Consider the following 13,839-nt stretch of genomic DNA (forward strand, 5'->3'; position numbering starts at 1 on the left):
CCTAAGGTTTCGAAAGTCTTGTTTTCATTAGCAGGGGAGCGAACCAGCTGACCAGTTGGGTCAACACGAAGACGCCGAATACAGCCAGCGGCGCCAATGGCTTCACACCTGCAAAGGTCAGTGCAAACAGCACTGCCGTCAAAATCAGTTTCCCCGCCTCGCCGGCATAAAAAGACCGGACGATAGCCTGGGCTGCTCGGGCGCCGGAAAACCGAAAGGCCCTGTGAGCAAAATACATATTGGGCAGCAAGGCTATCAGGCCTCCGCAGAGTCCTGAATACCCGGCTACGACTCCATGCCAATACCAAAGCGCCAATGCGGCGATCAGCAAAATGACAAATTGAGCCAGTAGAACCGGAAAAACAGCCAAGCGATGGAACGGCAACGTGTTTGGCGTGCGGGTTTCCATCACTCTTGCTCCTCAATGGTCGGCTGCCGGAAATCAATAACTTGGCATAATTTGTGCCGACAAAATGCGCGCAGAGTATAGGGGCGGTTCAGCCCCTATTCAACTGTCGGGTAGTGATTTCCGATCACGCGCTACATAAGCAAATGTTTCAGCGGATGTGGGCAAGGACGCCTTGAAGCTCGTCAAGGGAGTTATATCCGATGACCAATTGCCCTTTGCCCTTCTTGCCGTGACGAATTTGCACCGCAGAGCCCAGGCGCTCGGCCAGGCGCTGCTCGAGTCGCGCGATATCCGGATCAGGTTTGGCGGTTTCCACCGGTGCAGGTTTGCCGCTGAGCCATTGGCGCACCAGCGCTTCAGTCTGACGTACGGTCAGGCCTCGTGCGACAACGTGTCGCGCCCCTTCAACCTGTTGATTTTCCGGCAAACCGAGCAACGCACGGGCATGGCCCATTTCCAGGTCGCCGTGGGACAACATGGTCTTGATCACTTCCGGCAGCGCGATCAAACGCAACAAGTTGGACACGGTGACGCGGGACTTGCCCACTGCCTCGGCCACTTGTTGCTGGGTGAGCTGGAATTCCTGCTGCAAACGCTGCAACGCAATCGCTTCTTCGATCGGGTTGAGGTCTTCACGCTGAATATTCTCGATCAGCGCCATGGCGATCGCGGTTTCATCCGGCACGTCGCGCACCATCGCCGGGATAGTCTCCTTGCCGGCCTGCTGGCTGGCACGCCAGCGGCGCTCCCCGGCGATAATCTCAAAGCGGCCACCGCCAATGGGGCGCACCACGATGGGCTGCATCACGCCCTGAGCCTTGATCGAGTTGGACAGTTCTTCCAGGGCCTGGGGGTCCATGTCCCGACGTGGCTGGTATTTGCCGCGCTGGATCAGGTCCAGCGGCAAGTGCTGCAGCTCGCGCTCGTCGGCCTGCACCGCTTGTTCTTCAAGCGATGTGACGGTCGGACCACTCAACAGTGCATCCAGTCCACGTCCGAGACCTCGTTTCTTGACGGCCATGGGGATTCCTTAAGTTGGCTGGGCTGCAGCGGTGCGTGAATTACGGCGTTGGCGGCGAACCATCTCGCCAGCCAATGCCAGGTAGGCGATGGCGCCACGCGAGGATTTGTCGTACGCCAGCGCCGGCATGCCATAGCTTGGCGCTTCGGCCAGACGGATGTTGCGTGGAATCACGGTGTCGTACAGCTGGTCACCGAAGTGTTCCTTGAGCTGCGCCGACACATCGTTCATCAGGCTCAGGCGCGGGTCGAACATGGTCCGCAACAAGCCTTCGATCTGCAGTTTCGGGTTGAGCAACTCGGCAATGCGCTTGATGTTATCCACAAGGTCGCTCAGGCCTTCCAACGCGTAGTACTCGCACTGCATGGGGATAATTACCCCATCGGCGGCCACCAGCGCGTTAAGCGTGAGCATCGACAGCGACGGTGGGCAGTCGATCAAGATGTAATCGTAGTTGTCGCGAATGGGCGCCAGGGCGCTGCGCAGACGGCTTTCTTTCATCTGCATTTCCAGCAACACCACTTCCGCCGCGGTCAGATCGCGGTTGGCCGGCAGCAGTTGGTAACCGCCGTGCTCGGAATAATGCATGGCCTGGGCAAGGTCGCATTCGCCAATCAGCAAATCGTAGACCGAGTTTTCCAGGCCGTGTTTATCCACACCGCTACCCATGGTGGCGTTGCCCTGTGGATCGAGATCGATCAACAGCACCCGACGCTTGGTCGCGACCAGGGATGCTGCGAGGTTGATACAGGTGGTGGTTTTACCCACGCCACCCTTCTGGTTCGCTATCGCGAATACCTTAGCCATTCTTGCTTGTGTTCCCAATCATGCCGTGCGGCGCAGTATCAGCAGATGGCGTTGGCCTTGGCAACCAGGTACGGCCAAGGCGTGTTCGCTATCGAGGTGGAAGTCTGCCGGCAATGCTAACAGCTCGTCGCTTGGATGGACGCCCTTCATTGCCAGCCAGCGCGTGTCGCGATCGCCAAGGTGGCGGGTCCAGTTGCTGAAGTTCTCCATGCTGCTGAACGCCCGGGAAACAATTCCGTTGAAGGGCTGTTCAGGCGTGAAGGCTTCGACGCGGCTGTGGATAACTTGCAGGTTGTCCAGCTTGAGTTCGAGCTTGACCTGGGTCAGGAAGCGGGTTTTCTTGCCGTTGCTGTCCAGGCAGGTCACTTGCGACTCGGAAAACAGAATCGCCAGCGGAATACCGGGCATTCCGCCGCCGCTGCCGACATCCAGCCAGCGACCATTTTCGATGAATGGCATAACACTAAGACTATCGAGCAGATGGCGCGAGACCATTTCGTCCGGATCACGCACTGCGGTCAGGTTGTAAGCCTTGTTCCATTTGATCAACAGGGCCAGGTAGCCCAGCAGTAGCTCATGCTGGGCTTCGGTCAGCGCAACGCCCAACTGGCGCGCCCCTGTGGATAACTCTTCGGCGTGTTGCGAGGTGACCAACGAACTCAAGCGCTTTGCTCCAACTGACGGCCCGCGCCGCGTTTTTTCAAATGAATCATCAACAGCGAGATGGCTGCCGGGGTGACGCCAGGAATACGTGAAGCCTGCCCGAGGGTTTCCGGACGAGTTATCCCCAACTTGCTTTGGATTTCTTTCGACAACCCGGAAATCCCGGTGTAGTCGATATCCACAGGCAGCTTGGTGTCTTCACTGGCGCGCAGGCGAGCAATTTCGTCCTGCTGGCGATCAATGTAACCGGCGTACTTGGTCTTGATCTCCACCTGTTCGGCAACTTGTGGGTCTTCAGCGCCCTGGCCTGTCACTTCGACCAAACCAGCGTAGTCGATTTCCGGACGGGAAAGCAGGTTGAGCAAGTTGTACTCATGGGTCAACGGCGTGCCGAATTTTTCTGCGATGGCGTCGCCCTGCTCCGTGCCCGGGCGAACCCAGGTACTTTTCAGACGCTGTTCTTCGAGCGCAATGCTTTCGCGTTTCTTGCAGAAGGCCGCCCAGCGGGCGTCATCGACCAGGCCCAGCTCGCGACCTTTTTCGGTCAAGCGCAGGTCGGCGTTGTCTTCGCGCAGGATCAGACGGTATTCCGCCCGAGATGTGAACATCCGGTACGGTTCCTGGGTACCCAGAGTAATCAGGTCGTCGACCAATACGCCGATGTAGGCTTCATCGCGACGCGGGCACCAGCTGTCTTTGCCCTGTGCACGCAATGCTGCGTTGGTCCCGGCCAGCAAACCTTGGGCCCCGGCTTCTTCATAACCGGTGGTGCCGTTGATTTGGCCGGCGAAGAACAGGCCACCGATCACTTTGGTTTCCAGGCTGTATTTCAGGTCGCGCGGGTCGAAGTAGTCGTACTCGATGGCGTAGCCCGGACGCACGATGTGCGCGTTTTCCATACCGCGAATCGACTGCACGATCTGGATTTGCACATCGAACGGCAGCGAAGTGGAAATTCCGTTGGGGTACAGCTCGTGGGTGGTCAGGCCTTCGGGTTCGATAAAGACCTGGTGGCTTTCCTTGTCGGCAAAGCGGTGGATCTTGTCTTCGATCGACGGGCAATACCGCGGGCCAATGCCTTCGATCACCCCGGAATACATCGGCGAACGATCAAGGTTCGCGGCAATGATTTCGTGGGTACGGGCGTTGGTGTGGGTAATCCAGCAGCTGACCTGTTTCGGGTGCTGTTCTTTGGAACCCATGAACGACATGACCGGGATCGGCGTGTCGCCGGCTTGCTCGGTCATCATCGAGAAATCCACAGAACGCCCATCAATGCGTGGCGGGGTCCCGGTTTTCAAGCGGCCGACGCGCAGCGGTAGTTCACGCAGACGTTTTGCCAGAGCAATCGACGGCGGGTCACCGGCACGGCCACCGGAATAATTTTGCATACCGATGTGGATAAGTCCGCCCAGGAACGTGCCCGTGGTCAGTACGACCGAATCTGCATGAAAACGCAGACCCATTTGCGTAACAACACCACGTACCTGGTCCTGCTCGACGATCAAGTCATCGGCGGCCTGCTGAAATATCCACAGGTTCGGCTGGTTTTCCAGGGTTTCGCGTACCGCTGCCTTGTACAGGATGCGGTCGGCCTGAGCCCGGGTAGCACGTACGGCCGGGCCTTTACGGCTGTTGAGCACGCGAAATTGAATACCACCCTTGTCGGTGGCCATCGCCATTACCCCGCCAAGGGCATCGATTTCCTTGACCAGATGGCTTTTGCCAATCCCGCCAATTGCGGGGTTGCAACTCATGGCACCGAGGGTTTCCACGTTATGCGTCAGCAACAGGGTTTTTACACCCATGCGTGCTGACGCCAGTGCTGCCTCGGTACCGGCATGACCGCCGCCGATGACGATCACTTCAAAACGGGAAGGGAAATCCACCACGCACCTCGTGCCTGCTTATGTAGGTAATCAGGAATTGTTTGTTGAAAGGGTTTTAGAGCTTTGCGGGCAAGTATAGGGACTTAGGGCTTCCTAAAGAACCCTTTGCACAAAATTTAACCAGCTGTGGATGAATCACAGACAATAGAAATTAAAAGAGAGAAATTTATTAAATCTTTGTTTTTATGTTTATTTATACTGAGCAACATTTCTGTGGATAGATCTCTACAGGCCTTTGTTTACAATGTGTACAGCGATTCAAAACGTTGTGGTCATCTGCCAATGAGGCCCTTGGATAAGTGCTTTAAGCCTGTGGATTAAACGACCGGTTATCCACAGATGGGTTTTTACGCAGGTTTCACGCCCTGTTATCAACTGGGCACAGGAGCGGTTATTCACAGGGCTTAATCCACAGAAACGGCCGATTTCGTCCACGGCAAAGCTGGGAATTAATCCCGGGTGGGACAAAAACAGATCTATTGTGGGAAAACACTGGGCCAGTTAATAATAGCGATTATCATTAACCTGCCTTGTCGCGCCTATGCCTCCCTCCTCACATACCGCAGCGGTCCACCACATCTATGAACAGCACCATTCGTGGTTGCGCGGATGGCTCAAGGGAAAATTGCATAACGCCAGCGATGCAGCCGATGTGGCCCACGACACGTTCGTGCGCATGCTCGGTGGACGACATGCGGCGCAGATCCTCGAACCACGGGACTATCTGGCCACCATCGCCAGGGGCCTGGTGATTGATCGGTATCGCCGGCATGCCATCGAGCAGGCCTACAGGCAGACCCTGGCAGAGCGTCCTGAAGCCACGGCTATCAGTGAGGAAGACAAGGCAATCATCATCGAAACCCTGGTGGCTGTGGATAAAGCGCTGTCTGGGCTGGGTGAGCGTGCACGGCGAATTTTCATGCTGGCACAGATTGAAGGGCTGACTTATCAACAGATCGCCGATCTACTGCAGGTATCGCTGACCACGGTGAAGAAACACATGATCCGTGCCCTCACCGAGTGCTCCCTGATCATGGCCAGCCGGTAATGGTCAGCCCTGACCGCAAGACGTTCGAGGTCGCTGCCAGTTGGTATGTGCAATTCCAGTCGCAATCACCGACGCCCGCACAACATCAAGCCTGGCAGCAGTGGCTTAATCATGACCCGTCCCACCAGGCGGCTTGGGACCAGATGGAGCAGTTGCAACGCAGCCTCGGTGGCCTGCCCCCTGATCTCACACGCCGCGCGTTATCCACCACGCAACAGCGGCGCCAGGTACTCAAGTGGATGCTGGTGCTTGGCGGCAGTGGCTACCTGGGCTGGAACGTCCAGCAACATACGTCGTTGGGTAACGCATGGGCTGATTACCGCACGTTGGTGGGCCAGAGGCGGCGCATCGAGTTGGCGGATGGCACGCAGATCAATCTCAATACTCATACCGCTATCGATGTGGCCTTTGACGGGCACCAACGTTTGATCCGTCTGCGCGAGGGTGAAGTACTTATCCACACCGGCACGCGGGGTGGGCACGTACCGTTTTATGTAGAAACTCGCCAAGGCCGGGTCCAGGCGCTGGGCACTCGGTTTACTGTGCGCCAACTGCCGGACGCCACGCGGGTGGGCGTCTTGGAAGAAAGGGTTGAGATATCCCCCGGCGACCAACCCGAACTTCGCCGCACTATTGGCGCGGGTGAAAGCGCAGAGTTTGATCGGCACAATGTGCGCCCTGCCCAGCGATATGGCGGTGTACAGGCCGCCTGGGTCGATGGCCAACTGATCGTGCTCGATGCTCGGCTAGGAGAAGTTATCGATGAGTTGGCGCGCTATCGGCCGGGCGTATTGCACTGCGACCCAGCCTCTGCGGGCCTACGCGTTTCCGGGACATTCCGTCTGGACTCAACCGATGCCGTCCTCGCTAACCTGCAATCGAGCCTGCCGATTCAAGTGAAATACTTTACGCGCTATTGGGTGTCGGTCACCCGGATCGGCTAATCGAAAAATAATCCACAGAGGGGTTATCTTTTTTTGACCTGGTGCGGCCCTACAGGTAATCACGACGCTACCTTCAGGGCTTACTCACCTATGCGCCTTCCCACCCCGCTCCGCAAACGACTTTCCTGCCATGGCATGACGTACGGTCTGCAGTTCATCACCGCTACGACCGGTGTGTTGTTATCCACCACCGTCATGGCCGCCAGCGCAACGCAACACTTTGCCATTGCCGCAGGCCCGCTGGACAACGCCTTGAGCCAGTTTGCCGCCAAGGCCAATGTGATTCTGTCCTTCTCGCCACAGCAAACGGCGCGTTTGAATACGCCAGGGCTGCAAGGTGACTATTCGGTGGACCAGGGCTTTGCGCTACTGTTGCAGAACTCGGACCTGCAGGCGGTCGCACAGGCTCCCGGCAGCTATGTATTACAGGCGGCACCTGCTGGCCAATTGACCTTGGCCCCTACCACCGTCAACGCTTATCAACAGGGCGGCTTCAATCAAGAGATCGCCGGGGATGTAGGCTACAAGGCTCAGAGCAGCCGGATCGGCACGAAGACCAGCACACCGCTGTCCGAGACCCCGCGTTCGGTGTCCGTTGTCACTGGCCAGCGTATCAAGGACCAGAAGTCCCAGACCCTGACAGAAGTGCTGGGCTACGTACCGGGAATCTTCGCCCCACCGTTCGCGGCGGGCGACGGCTTGGCAGGCGATCTGTTTTTCATACGCGGTTTCAACGCCACGGATTACGGCTACGGCCTGCTGCGAGATGGTCTGCGAGTTCAAGGCAATCGATACGACACCACCAGCGAACCCTACGGCCTGGAACGGGTCGAGATTTTCCGCGGTCCTTCTTCCCTGCTCTACGGTGAAAACGCACCCGGTGGCTTGGTTAATCTGGTGAGTAAACACCCGACTGCAACCCCGCAAGGCGAGGTGCAGGTGAGTTATGGTTCGAATAATCGACGCCAGTTGGGTGTGGATATCTCGGGCCCGCTCAACGACAGTGACACTATCCTGGGTCGGGTGGTGATGCTGGGGCGTAAATCCGACACGCAGACCGATCACGTTCCGGACGATCGTCTGTATATCGCGCCATCCTTGACCCTGAACTTCGACGACTACAACACCCTGACGCTGCTGGCCAACTATCAGAAAGACCATACCAACCTGGAACTCGGCCTACCCGCCGCCGGTACCCTGCTTACAAATCCCAACGGCAAGCTGTCCAAACACACCTTGCTGGGCAACCCGGACTGGAACACCTTTGAACGCGAAGCGTGGAGCACCGGCTATGAGTTCAGCCACAGCTTCAATGATGACTGGCAGTTCCGTCAGAACTCGCGCTATATGCAGTCACGTATCAACCGGCACGAAACCTGGCCTGGCTCATTGAATAACGGTGGCTTCGGCACCCGGCTGAACATGAACGCCTACGACCGCTACAACAAGTCGATGGTCTATTCCCTGGATAACCAGCTCGAAGGCAAGTTCCAGTTGGGCAGTGTGGAAAACACAGTGCTATTGGGCGCCAGCTATGACCGAACCTCGTTCAATCAAGACTGGGATGCGGGTTTCGCCGGCACCATCGATGTGTATAACCCGGTGTACCTGCGCGACCCGCTCACTCCCCTGGCAGTGCAAAACACTTTGCTTGAACAGCAGATGAAAGGGGTTTATGCACAGATCCAAAGCAAATACGACCATTGGCTCTTTCTGCTCGGAGGCCGCCAGGACTGGGTCGACAGCGATTACCGAGACAAGGTCAAGCCATCGAGCAATATCAACTCACAGGATCGGAAATTCACTTACCAGGGCGGGGTGATGTACCAGTTCGACAACGGCCTTACGCCGTATGTCAGCTATTCCACCGCGTTTGTCCCCGTGCAGCAGATCTCCAACGCCGGCTCGCCGTTGAAACCGATCACCAGCAGCCAATACGAAGTGGGCGTTAAGTACGAACCGATCGGCTGGGATACGGCAATGACCGTGTCGGTGTATGACCTGCGCAAGCAGGACGATACCTACCTTGATGCCACCACCAACAGCTATCGCCAAGTCGGTGAAAGTCGCGCCAAGGGCGTGGAAGTCGAGGTCAACAGTAACATCAGCTCCAACTTCAACGTGACGGCAGCCTATACCTACACTGACGCTCGGATAACCAAGGATTCGGCCACATCGCTGGTAGAAGGCCGTCAGATGACGGGCGTGCCGCGTAACCAGGCTTCGGTGTGGGGCAAATATCGCTTTCTCGACGGCCAACTCAAGGGTTTCTCCGTGGGCGGCGGGGTGCGCTATTTCGACAGTACCTTTTCCTACACCCCGCCTACGCTCTACGGGAAGCTGGACGCAGGAAGCGTCACCTTGGTGGATGCGGCACTGGGTTATCAGATCAACCCACACTGGTCGGTGGACCTGAACGCCAAGAACCTGTTCGACAAGGAATATGTATCCGGTTGCAACGATGCGGGGCGTTGCTATTGGGGCGACAGCCGTACCTTGCTCGGTACGGTGTCTTACAACTGGTAGACGGTGTGGATAACTCGGTTACTTGCCAATGCAAAAGCTTGAGAAAATCCGCCCCAGCAAATCATCCGAGCTGAAAGCGCCGGTGATTTCACCCAACAGCTGCTGCGCCTGACGCAGATCTTCAGCCAGCAGCTCCCCAGCCCCCGCCAAGGTCAGCTGGGCCCGCCCGTGCTCCAGGGCCGCGCTGGCATGACGCAGCGCTTCCAGGTGCCTGCGCCGCGCACTGAAGCTGCTTTCCGAGGTCTGTTCGTAGCCCATGCAGGCTTTAAGGTGTTCGCGCAGCAATTCCAGACCCTCACCGGCCGATTTCGCGCTCAAGCTGATCGTGACGTGGCCATCTTCACTGGTTTCCAGGGCGATGGCTTCACCCGTAAGGTCGGCCTTGTTACGGATCAAGGTGACTTTGGCCGGGTCTGGCCGTTGTTCAAGGAATTCGGGCCACAAGGCAAAAGGATCCACAGCTTCCGGTGCAGTGGCATCCACCACCAGCAACACACGATCGGCTTCGCTGATCGCCTTGAGCGCACGTTCCACGCCGATCTTTTCCACCTGGTCGTCGGTGTCGCGCAGACCAGCGGTGTCCACCACGTGCAGCGGCATACCGTCGATGTGGATATGTTCACGCAAGATATCCCGGGTAGTGCCGGCGATCTCGGTGACGATGGCCGCCTCGCGCCCTGCAAGAGCATTGAGCAGGCTGGATTTGCCGGCATTGGGCCGGCCGGCAATTACCACCGTCATACCATCGCGCAGTAAGGCGCCCTGCCCGGCTTCACGCAGCACTGTGGATAACTCATCGCGGACTTTGTCCAGCATCGCCAATACATGGCCATCCGCCAGAAAGTCGATTTCTTCTTCCGGAAAATCAATCGCGGCTTCGACGTAGATGCGCAGACTGATCAACTGCTCGGTCAAATTATGCACACGCAGGGAAAAAGCCCCCTGCAATGAGCGCAACGCGTTACGTGCAGCCTGTGCAGAACTGGCTTCGATCAAATCAGCGATAGCTTCGGCCTGGGCCAGGTCGAGCTTATCGTTCAAGAATGCGCGTTCGCTGAATTCCCCGGGTCTGGCCAGGCGGCAACCCAATTGCAAGCAGCGCTGCAGCAGCATGTCCAACACCACAGGACCACCGTGCCCTTGTAGTTCAAGGACATCTTCACCGGTGAACGAGTTTGGCCCTGGAAAATAGATGGCCAGCCCCTCGTCCAATACGCTGTGGTCGGCATCCAGGAACTGGCCGTAATGGGCATAACGGGGTTTCAGCTCCCGGCCGCTGATAGCCTTGGCTGCCACGCCCGCCAATGGCCCGGAAATTCGAACGATGCCGACACCGCCCCGACCTTGAGCGGTAGCGACAGCAGCGATGGTTTCACGAGGAGCGCTCATCAGCAGGTTCCAGAACAAAAGTGACGGAAAGCAAAACGCCCCACTAGGGGGCGTCTTGAGTGGTTATCCACAGAGTAAATTACGCCTCGGCTTTTTTGGTAGCCGCTTCGATTTTACGTGTGATGTACCACTGTTGAGAGATCGATAACACGTTGTTGACCACCCAGTACAGTACCAAGCCAGCAGGGAACCACAGGAAGAAGAAGGTGAAGATGATTGGCATCATTTTCATTACCTTGGCCTGCATCGGATCCGGCGGGGTTGGGTTCAGACGCTGCTGGATAAACATGGTAGCGCCCATGATGATCGGCAGGATAAAGAACGGGTCTTTGATCGACAGGTCAGTTATCCACAGCATGAACGGCGCCTGGCGCATTTCCACGCTTTCCAGGAGTACCCAGTAAAGCGACAGGAACACCGGCATCTGTACCAGAATCGGCAAGCATCCACCCAGCGGGTTGATCTTCTCTTTCTTGTACAGCTCCATCATGGCTTGCGACATTTTCTGCCGGTCATCACCATGTTGTTCTTTCAGCGCGGCCAGTTTCGGGGCCACGGCGCGCATACGCGCCATCGACTTGTAGCTGGCTGCCGACAGAGGGAAGAAAAGCCCTTTGATCAGCATGGTCAGGAAGATGATCGACCAGCCCCAGTTACCGACGATGCTGTGGATATGCTGCAACAGCCAGAAGATCGGCTGGGCAATGAACCACAGGAAGCCGTAGTCCACAGTCAATTCCAGGCCTGGGGACAACTCTTTCAGTACCGCCTGGCTTTTAGGGCCGGCGTACAGGGTAGCGCTGGTTTCAGCCTTGGCACCTGGAGCGACGGTCAACGCCGGGCCAGTGAAACCAATGATGTAGTTGCCCTGGCTGTCCTTGCGGGTCTGAACCAGGTTCGCGTCACCCTTGTTAGGAATCCAGGCGGTCACGAAATAGTGCTGCAGCCACGCTACCCAGCCACCTTGGACGGTTTCTTTCAGCGAGCCCTTGTCGATATCTTTCATCGACACTTTTTTGTACGGCTCGTTACTTGTCCACAGGGCGGCGCCCAGGTAAGTGGCGGTACCGGTGGCGGTGCTGGAAGACGGATCGGAGCTGGCGTCACGCTTGAGCTGGGCAAACAGGTTGCCGCTCCAGGCTTTGTCGCTGGTGTTGTCGATCAGGTAAGTGACCTTCAAATCGTACAAACCGCGGGTAAAGCTGAAACGCTTGATGTAGTTGACACCGTCGAGGCTGAATTTCAGGTCGACGTTCAACTGGTTCTGGCCGTCTGCCAGTTGATAAGTCTTCTGCTCGGTCGAATAAACCGGACGACCGGTAGCACGTGCATCCGGACCATTGGTGCCGGTCAGGCCGCTTTGCGCCAGATAGGTACGTTCACCGCCGTTATCGAACAGTTGGAACGGCACATCCGGATGGTCTTGGCGACGTGGATAAAGCGGCAGCTTCAGCTGTGCGATATCACCACCTTGTGGGTCGATAGCCAGGTCGAGCACATCCGTTTTTACGTGGATGAGGTCTTTGTTGGTGACCACTGGCGTTTCTAACGGGGCACTTGTCTCGCCATTCGCGCTGGGAACATCGGCACTCGCGGACGCATTGTTACCCAGCGGGGTGTCCGGAATAGCCGGCGCAGCCTGATTGGTAGCAACATTCTGAGTCGGCAGGGCAGCCTGACCGTAGTCCTGGTTCCATTTAAGGACCATGACATAGGACACGATTGCCAGGGCGACGATCAGGATTGTGCGTTTAATATCCATGATTACTCGGCCATCGAAGAAGAACGGGAGGTAGGGATAGGTGGAACCGGGTCATAACCACCGGGATTCCACGGATGACAGCGACCTAAACGACGAAAGGTCAGCCAGCCACCGCGCAGAAGACCATGATTTTCTATGGCCTCTAACGCGTAGCAGGAACAACTGGGGTAGAAACGACAGTGGCTGGCCATCAGAGGACTAATGGCATAGCGATAAAACTGGATCGGAACGATTGCCAGTTTACGCATCAAGGCTGTCTACCCCTACAGTTTCGGTGCTGACTGCTGGTGCTGGCTTGTGGGTACGCGCCAAACGTTTCCAGAGCTTGCCGAAATGCTGAATCAATTCGGGGTTTTCTACATCACCCAAGCCTTTGCGCGCGACGATAACAATATCCCAACCAACCAGAGTGTCCTGGTGGAGGCGAAACGATTCGCGCATCAGACGCTTGAGGCGATTGCGCTCAACGGAGAGCTTTACGCTCTTCTTGCCGATCACCAACCCGAGACGGGGATGATCAAGATCGTTGTTACGCGCAAGGAGCAGGAGATTTTTCCCCGGAACCTTGCCGGTGGGGGAGTCAAAGACTGCCTTGAAATGCCGGGGGGTTAGCAGACGCTTTTCCCGACTGAAGTCCTGACTCACCACCAGTACCGGATTATCAAACTGCCAGACGCGCACGACCTTTGGCGCGGCGACGCGACAGGACAGCACGGCCGTTCTTGGTAGCCATGCGAGCACGGAAGCCGTGAGTACGGGCGCGTTTGATGGTGCTTGGTTGGAAAGTACGTTTCATGGCGTTGTTACCTGGTTCGTCCACAACGGGCCGGAATGGCCCCCGTTTTAAGAGACCGGCGATTCTAGAGAAAGCAAGCCTCTAGGTCAATTTCCAACCAGCTTTTCCTTTAATTAGATGTCGACGGGGTCCTGGCGCCCTTCTCCCCGTCTGACTTCCATCTGCCATGCGATAGATATAAAAATAAAGAAGGAAGTTATTTAAAGCTTTTCTGTAAAGCTTATAAAAGCTAGGGACGCGATCATCTGTGGATAACTGCCTTGAGCCCTTGTTCCACGTGTTGTACAGAGAATGACAACACGGGGGAGAAGCGGTGCTCTGCCTGTGCTGCGCTATCGGATAAGCTGTGTGTGGAACAGCTACTTATCCACAGGCCGGTTACCCACAGACTTTCGACCCCACTTGTACAACGAGCTTAGGTGGGTTTATCCACAGAGCTTATGCACAGACCACTGGTCGCATTTTTTGCGGTTAAGGCATTGATTTTGGGTGGCCTGTGAACAACCTACATGTGGATAAGTGGACGGCTGGCCGCTACAATGGCGGCTGTTTTTGCCTCACCGGCTTTCAACTTAGGGGATATCC

General features: G+C 56.8%; 13 protein-coding genes. 3 read left to right on the forward strand and 10 right to left on the reverse strand.

Features of this window, described 5'->3' with window-relative positions:
- Position 1 precedes the first annotated feature (1 nt).
- The 5 genes from AB4P90_RS29705 to mnmG all read right to left on the reverse strand — a co-directional run bounded on the left by AB4P90_RS29705 (position 2) and on the right by mnmG (position 4,789).
- On the reverse strand, positions 2-409 hold the full coding sequence (locus AB4P90_RS29705; RefSeq protein ID WP_010565865.1) for a F0F1 ATP synthase subunit I: 408 nt from the start codon (positions 407-409) through the stop codon (positions 2-4).
- A 148-nt stretch (positions 410-557) separates the two neighbouring features.
- Complete coding sequence (locus tag AB4P90_RS29710; protein ID WP_003195890.1) at positions 558-1,430, reverse strand: ParB/RepB/Spo0J family partition protein; 873 nt, start codon at positions 1,428-1,430, stop codon at positions 558-560.
- A 9-nt stretch (positions 1,431-1,439) separates the two neighbouring features.
- The gene (locus AB4P90_RS29715; RefSeq protein WP_003195891.1) at positions 1,440-2,237 is read right to left on the reverse strand and encodes a ParA family protein; all 798 of its coding nucleotides are present in this window, start codon (positions 2,235-2,237) and stop codon (positions 1,440-1,442) included.
- A gap of 18 nt (positions 2,238-2,255) precedes the next feature.
- A complete protein-coding gene (rsmG, locus tag AB4P90_RS29720) occupies positions 2,256-2,900 on the reverse strand; it encodes a 16S rRNA (guanine(527)-N(7))-methyltransferase RsmG (RefSeq protein ID WP_014720590.1) in 645 nt (214 codons plus the stop codon).
- Positions 2,897-4,789 (reverse strand): tRNA uridine-5-carboxymethylaminomethyl(34) synthesis enzyme MnmG, encoded by a 1,893-nt coding sequence (mnmG, locus tag AB4P90_RS29725; RefSeq protein ID WP_014720591.1) that lies wholly within the window; start codon positions 4,787-4,789, stop codon positions 2,897-2,899. The genes rsmG and mnmG overlap by 4 nt, the downstream gene beginning before the upstream one ends.
- 541 nt (positions 4,790-5,330) lie before the next feature.
- Here mnmG and AB4P90_RS29730 point away from each other — a divergent pair.
- The 3 genes from AB4P90_RS29730 to AB4P90_RS29740 all read left to right on the forward strand — a co-directional run bounded on the left by AB4P90_RS29730 (position 5,331) and on the right by AB4P90_RS29740 (position 9,307).
- Positions 5,331-5,837, forward strand: a complete 507-nt coding sequence (locus AB4P90_RS29730; RefSeq protein WP_032901518.1) for a sigma-70 family RNA polymerase sigma factor — start codon at positions 5,331-5,333, stop codon at positions 5,835-5,837.
- Complete coding sequence (locus tag AB4P90_RS29735; RefSeq protein WP_395605571.1) at positions 5,837-6,781, forward strand: FecR domain-containing protein; 945 nt, start codon at positions 5,837-5,839, stop codon at positions 6,779-6,781. The genes AB4P90_RS29730 and AB4P90_RS29735 overlap by 1 nt, the downstream gene beginning before the upstream one ends.
- A 135-nt stretch (positions 6,782-6,916) precedes the next feature.
- Positions 6,917-9,307 (forward strand): TonB-dependent siderophore receptor, encoded by a 2,391-nt coding sequence (locus AB4P90_RS29740; protein ID WP_014720594.1) that lies wholly within the window; start codon positions 6,917-6,919, stop codon positions 9,305-9,307.
- An 18-nt stretch (positions 9,308-9,325) separates the two neighbouring features.
- Here the strand turns inward: AB4P90_RS29740 and mnmE are convergent, their stop codons facing one another.
- The 5 genes from mnmE to rpmH form a co-directional block, all read right to left on the reverse strand.
- Positions 9,326-10,696 (reverse strand): tRNA uridine-5-carboxymethylaminomethyl(34) synthesis GTPase MnmE, encoded by a 1,371-nt coding sequence (mnmE, locus tag AB4P90_RS29745; protein ID WP_014720595.1) that lies wholly within the window; start codon positions 10,694-10,696, stop codon positions 9,326-9,328.
- 79 nt (positions 10,697-10,775) lie between these two features.
- Complete coding sequence (yidC, locus tag AB4P90_RS29750) at positions 10,776-12,458, reverse strand: membrane protein insertase YidC (RefSeq protein ID WP_014720596.1); 1,683 nt, start codon at positions 12,456-12,458, stop codon at positions 10,776-10,778.
- A gap of 2 nt (positions 12,459-12,460) precedes the next feature.
- A complete protein-coding gene (gene yidD / locus AB4P90_RS29755) occupies positions 12,461-12,706 on the reverse strand; it encodes a membrane protein insertion efficiency factor YidD (RefSeq protein ID WP_019816912.1) in 246 nt (81 codons plus the stop codon).
- Complete coding sequence (gene rnpA, locus AB4P90_RS29760) at positions 12,699-13,106, reverse strand: ribonuclease P protein component (RefSeq protein ID WP_020302575.1); 408 nt, start codon at positions 13,104-13,106, stop codon at positions 12,699-12,701. The genes yidD and rnpA overlap by 8 nt, the downstream gene beginning before the upstream one ends.
- Before the next feature lie 13 nt (positions 13,107-13,119).
- Positions 13,120-13,254: a 50S ribosomal protein L34 gene (gene rpmH / locus AB4P90_RS29765; protein ID WP_003213577.1), complete on the reverse strand. Its 135-nt coding sequence runs from the start codon at positions 13,252-13,254 to the stop codon at positions 13,120-13,122.
- Positions 13,255-13,839: the final 585 nt, after the last annotated feature.

It is taken from the genome of Pseudomonas sp. B16120 (assembly GCF_044218845.1).
GTDB classification, from domain to species: Bacteria; Pseudomonadota; Gammaproteobacteria; order Pseudomonadales; family Pseudomonadaceae; genus Aquipseudomonas; species Aquipseudomonas paracarnis.

Bases quoted from the DNA above. Each gene is read 5' to 3' on its own strand.
- mnmE (WP_014720595.1), bottom strand. From the start codon at position 10,696: ATGAGCGCTCCTCGTGAAACCATCGCTGCTGTCGCTACCGCTCAAGGT.
- yidC (WP_014720596.1), bottom strand. From the start codon at position 12,458: ATGGATATTAAACGCACAATCCTGATCGTCGCCCTGGCAATCGTGTCC.
- rpmH (WP_003213577.1), bottom strand. From the start codon at position 13,254: ATGAAACGTACTTTCCAACCAAGCACCATCAAACGCGCCCGTACTCAC.
- yidD (WP_019816912.1), bottom strand. From the start codon at position 12,706: ATGCGTAAACTGGCAATCGTTCCGATCCAGTTTTATCGCTATGCCATT.
- AB4P90_RS29740 (WP_014720594.1), top strand. From the start codon at position 6,917: ATGACGTACGGTCTGCAGTTCATCACCGCTACGACCGGTGTGTTGTTA.
- AB4P90_RS29730 (WP_032901518.1), top strand. From the start codon at position 5,331: ATGCCTCCCTCCTCACATACCGCAGCGGTCCACCACATCTATGAACAG.
- AB4P90_RS29705 (WP_010565865.1), bottom strand. From the start codon at position 409: ATGGAAACCCGCACGCCAAACACGTTGCCGTTCCATCGCTTGGCTGTT.
- AB4P90_RS29710 (WP_003195890.1), bottom strand. From the start codon at position 1,430: ATGGCCGTCAAGAAACGAGGTCTCGGACGTGGACTGGATGCACTGTTG.
- AB4P90_RS29735 (WP_395605571.1), top strand. From the start codon at position 5,837: ATGGTCAGCCCTGACCGCAAGACGTTCGAGGTCGCTGCCAGTTGGTAT.
- AB4P90_RS29715 (WP_003195891.1), bottom strand. From the start codon at position 2,237: ATGGCTAAGGTATTCGCGATAGCGAACCAGAAGGGTGGCGTGGGTAAA.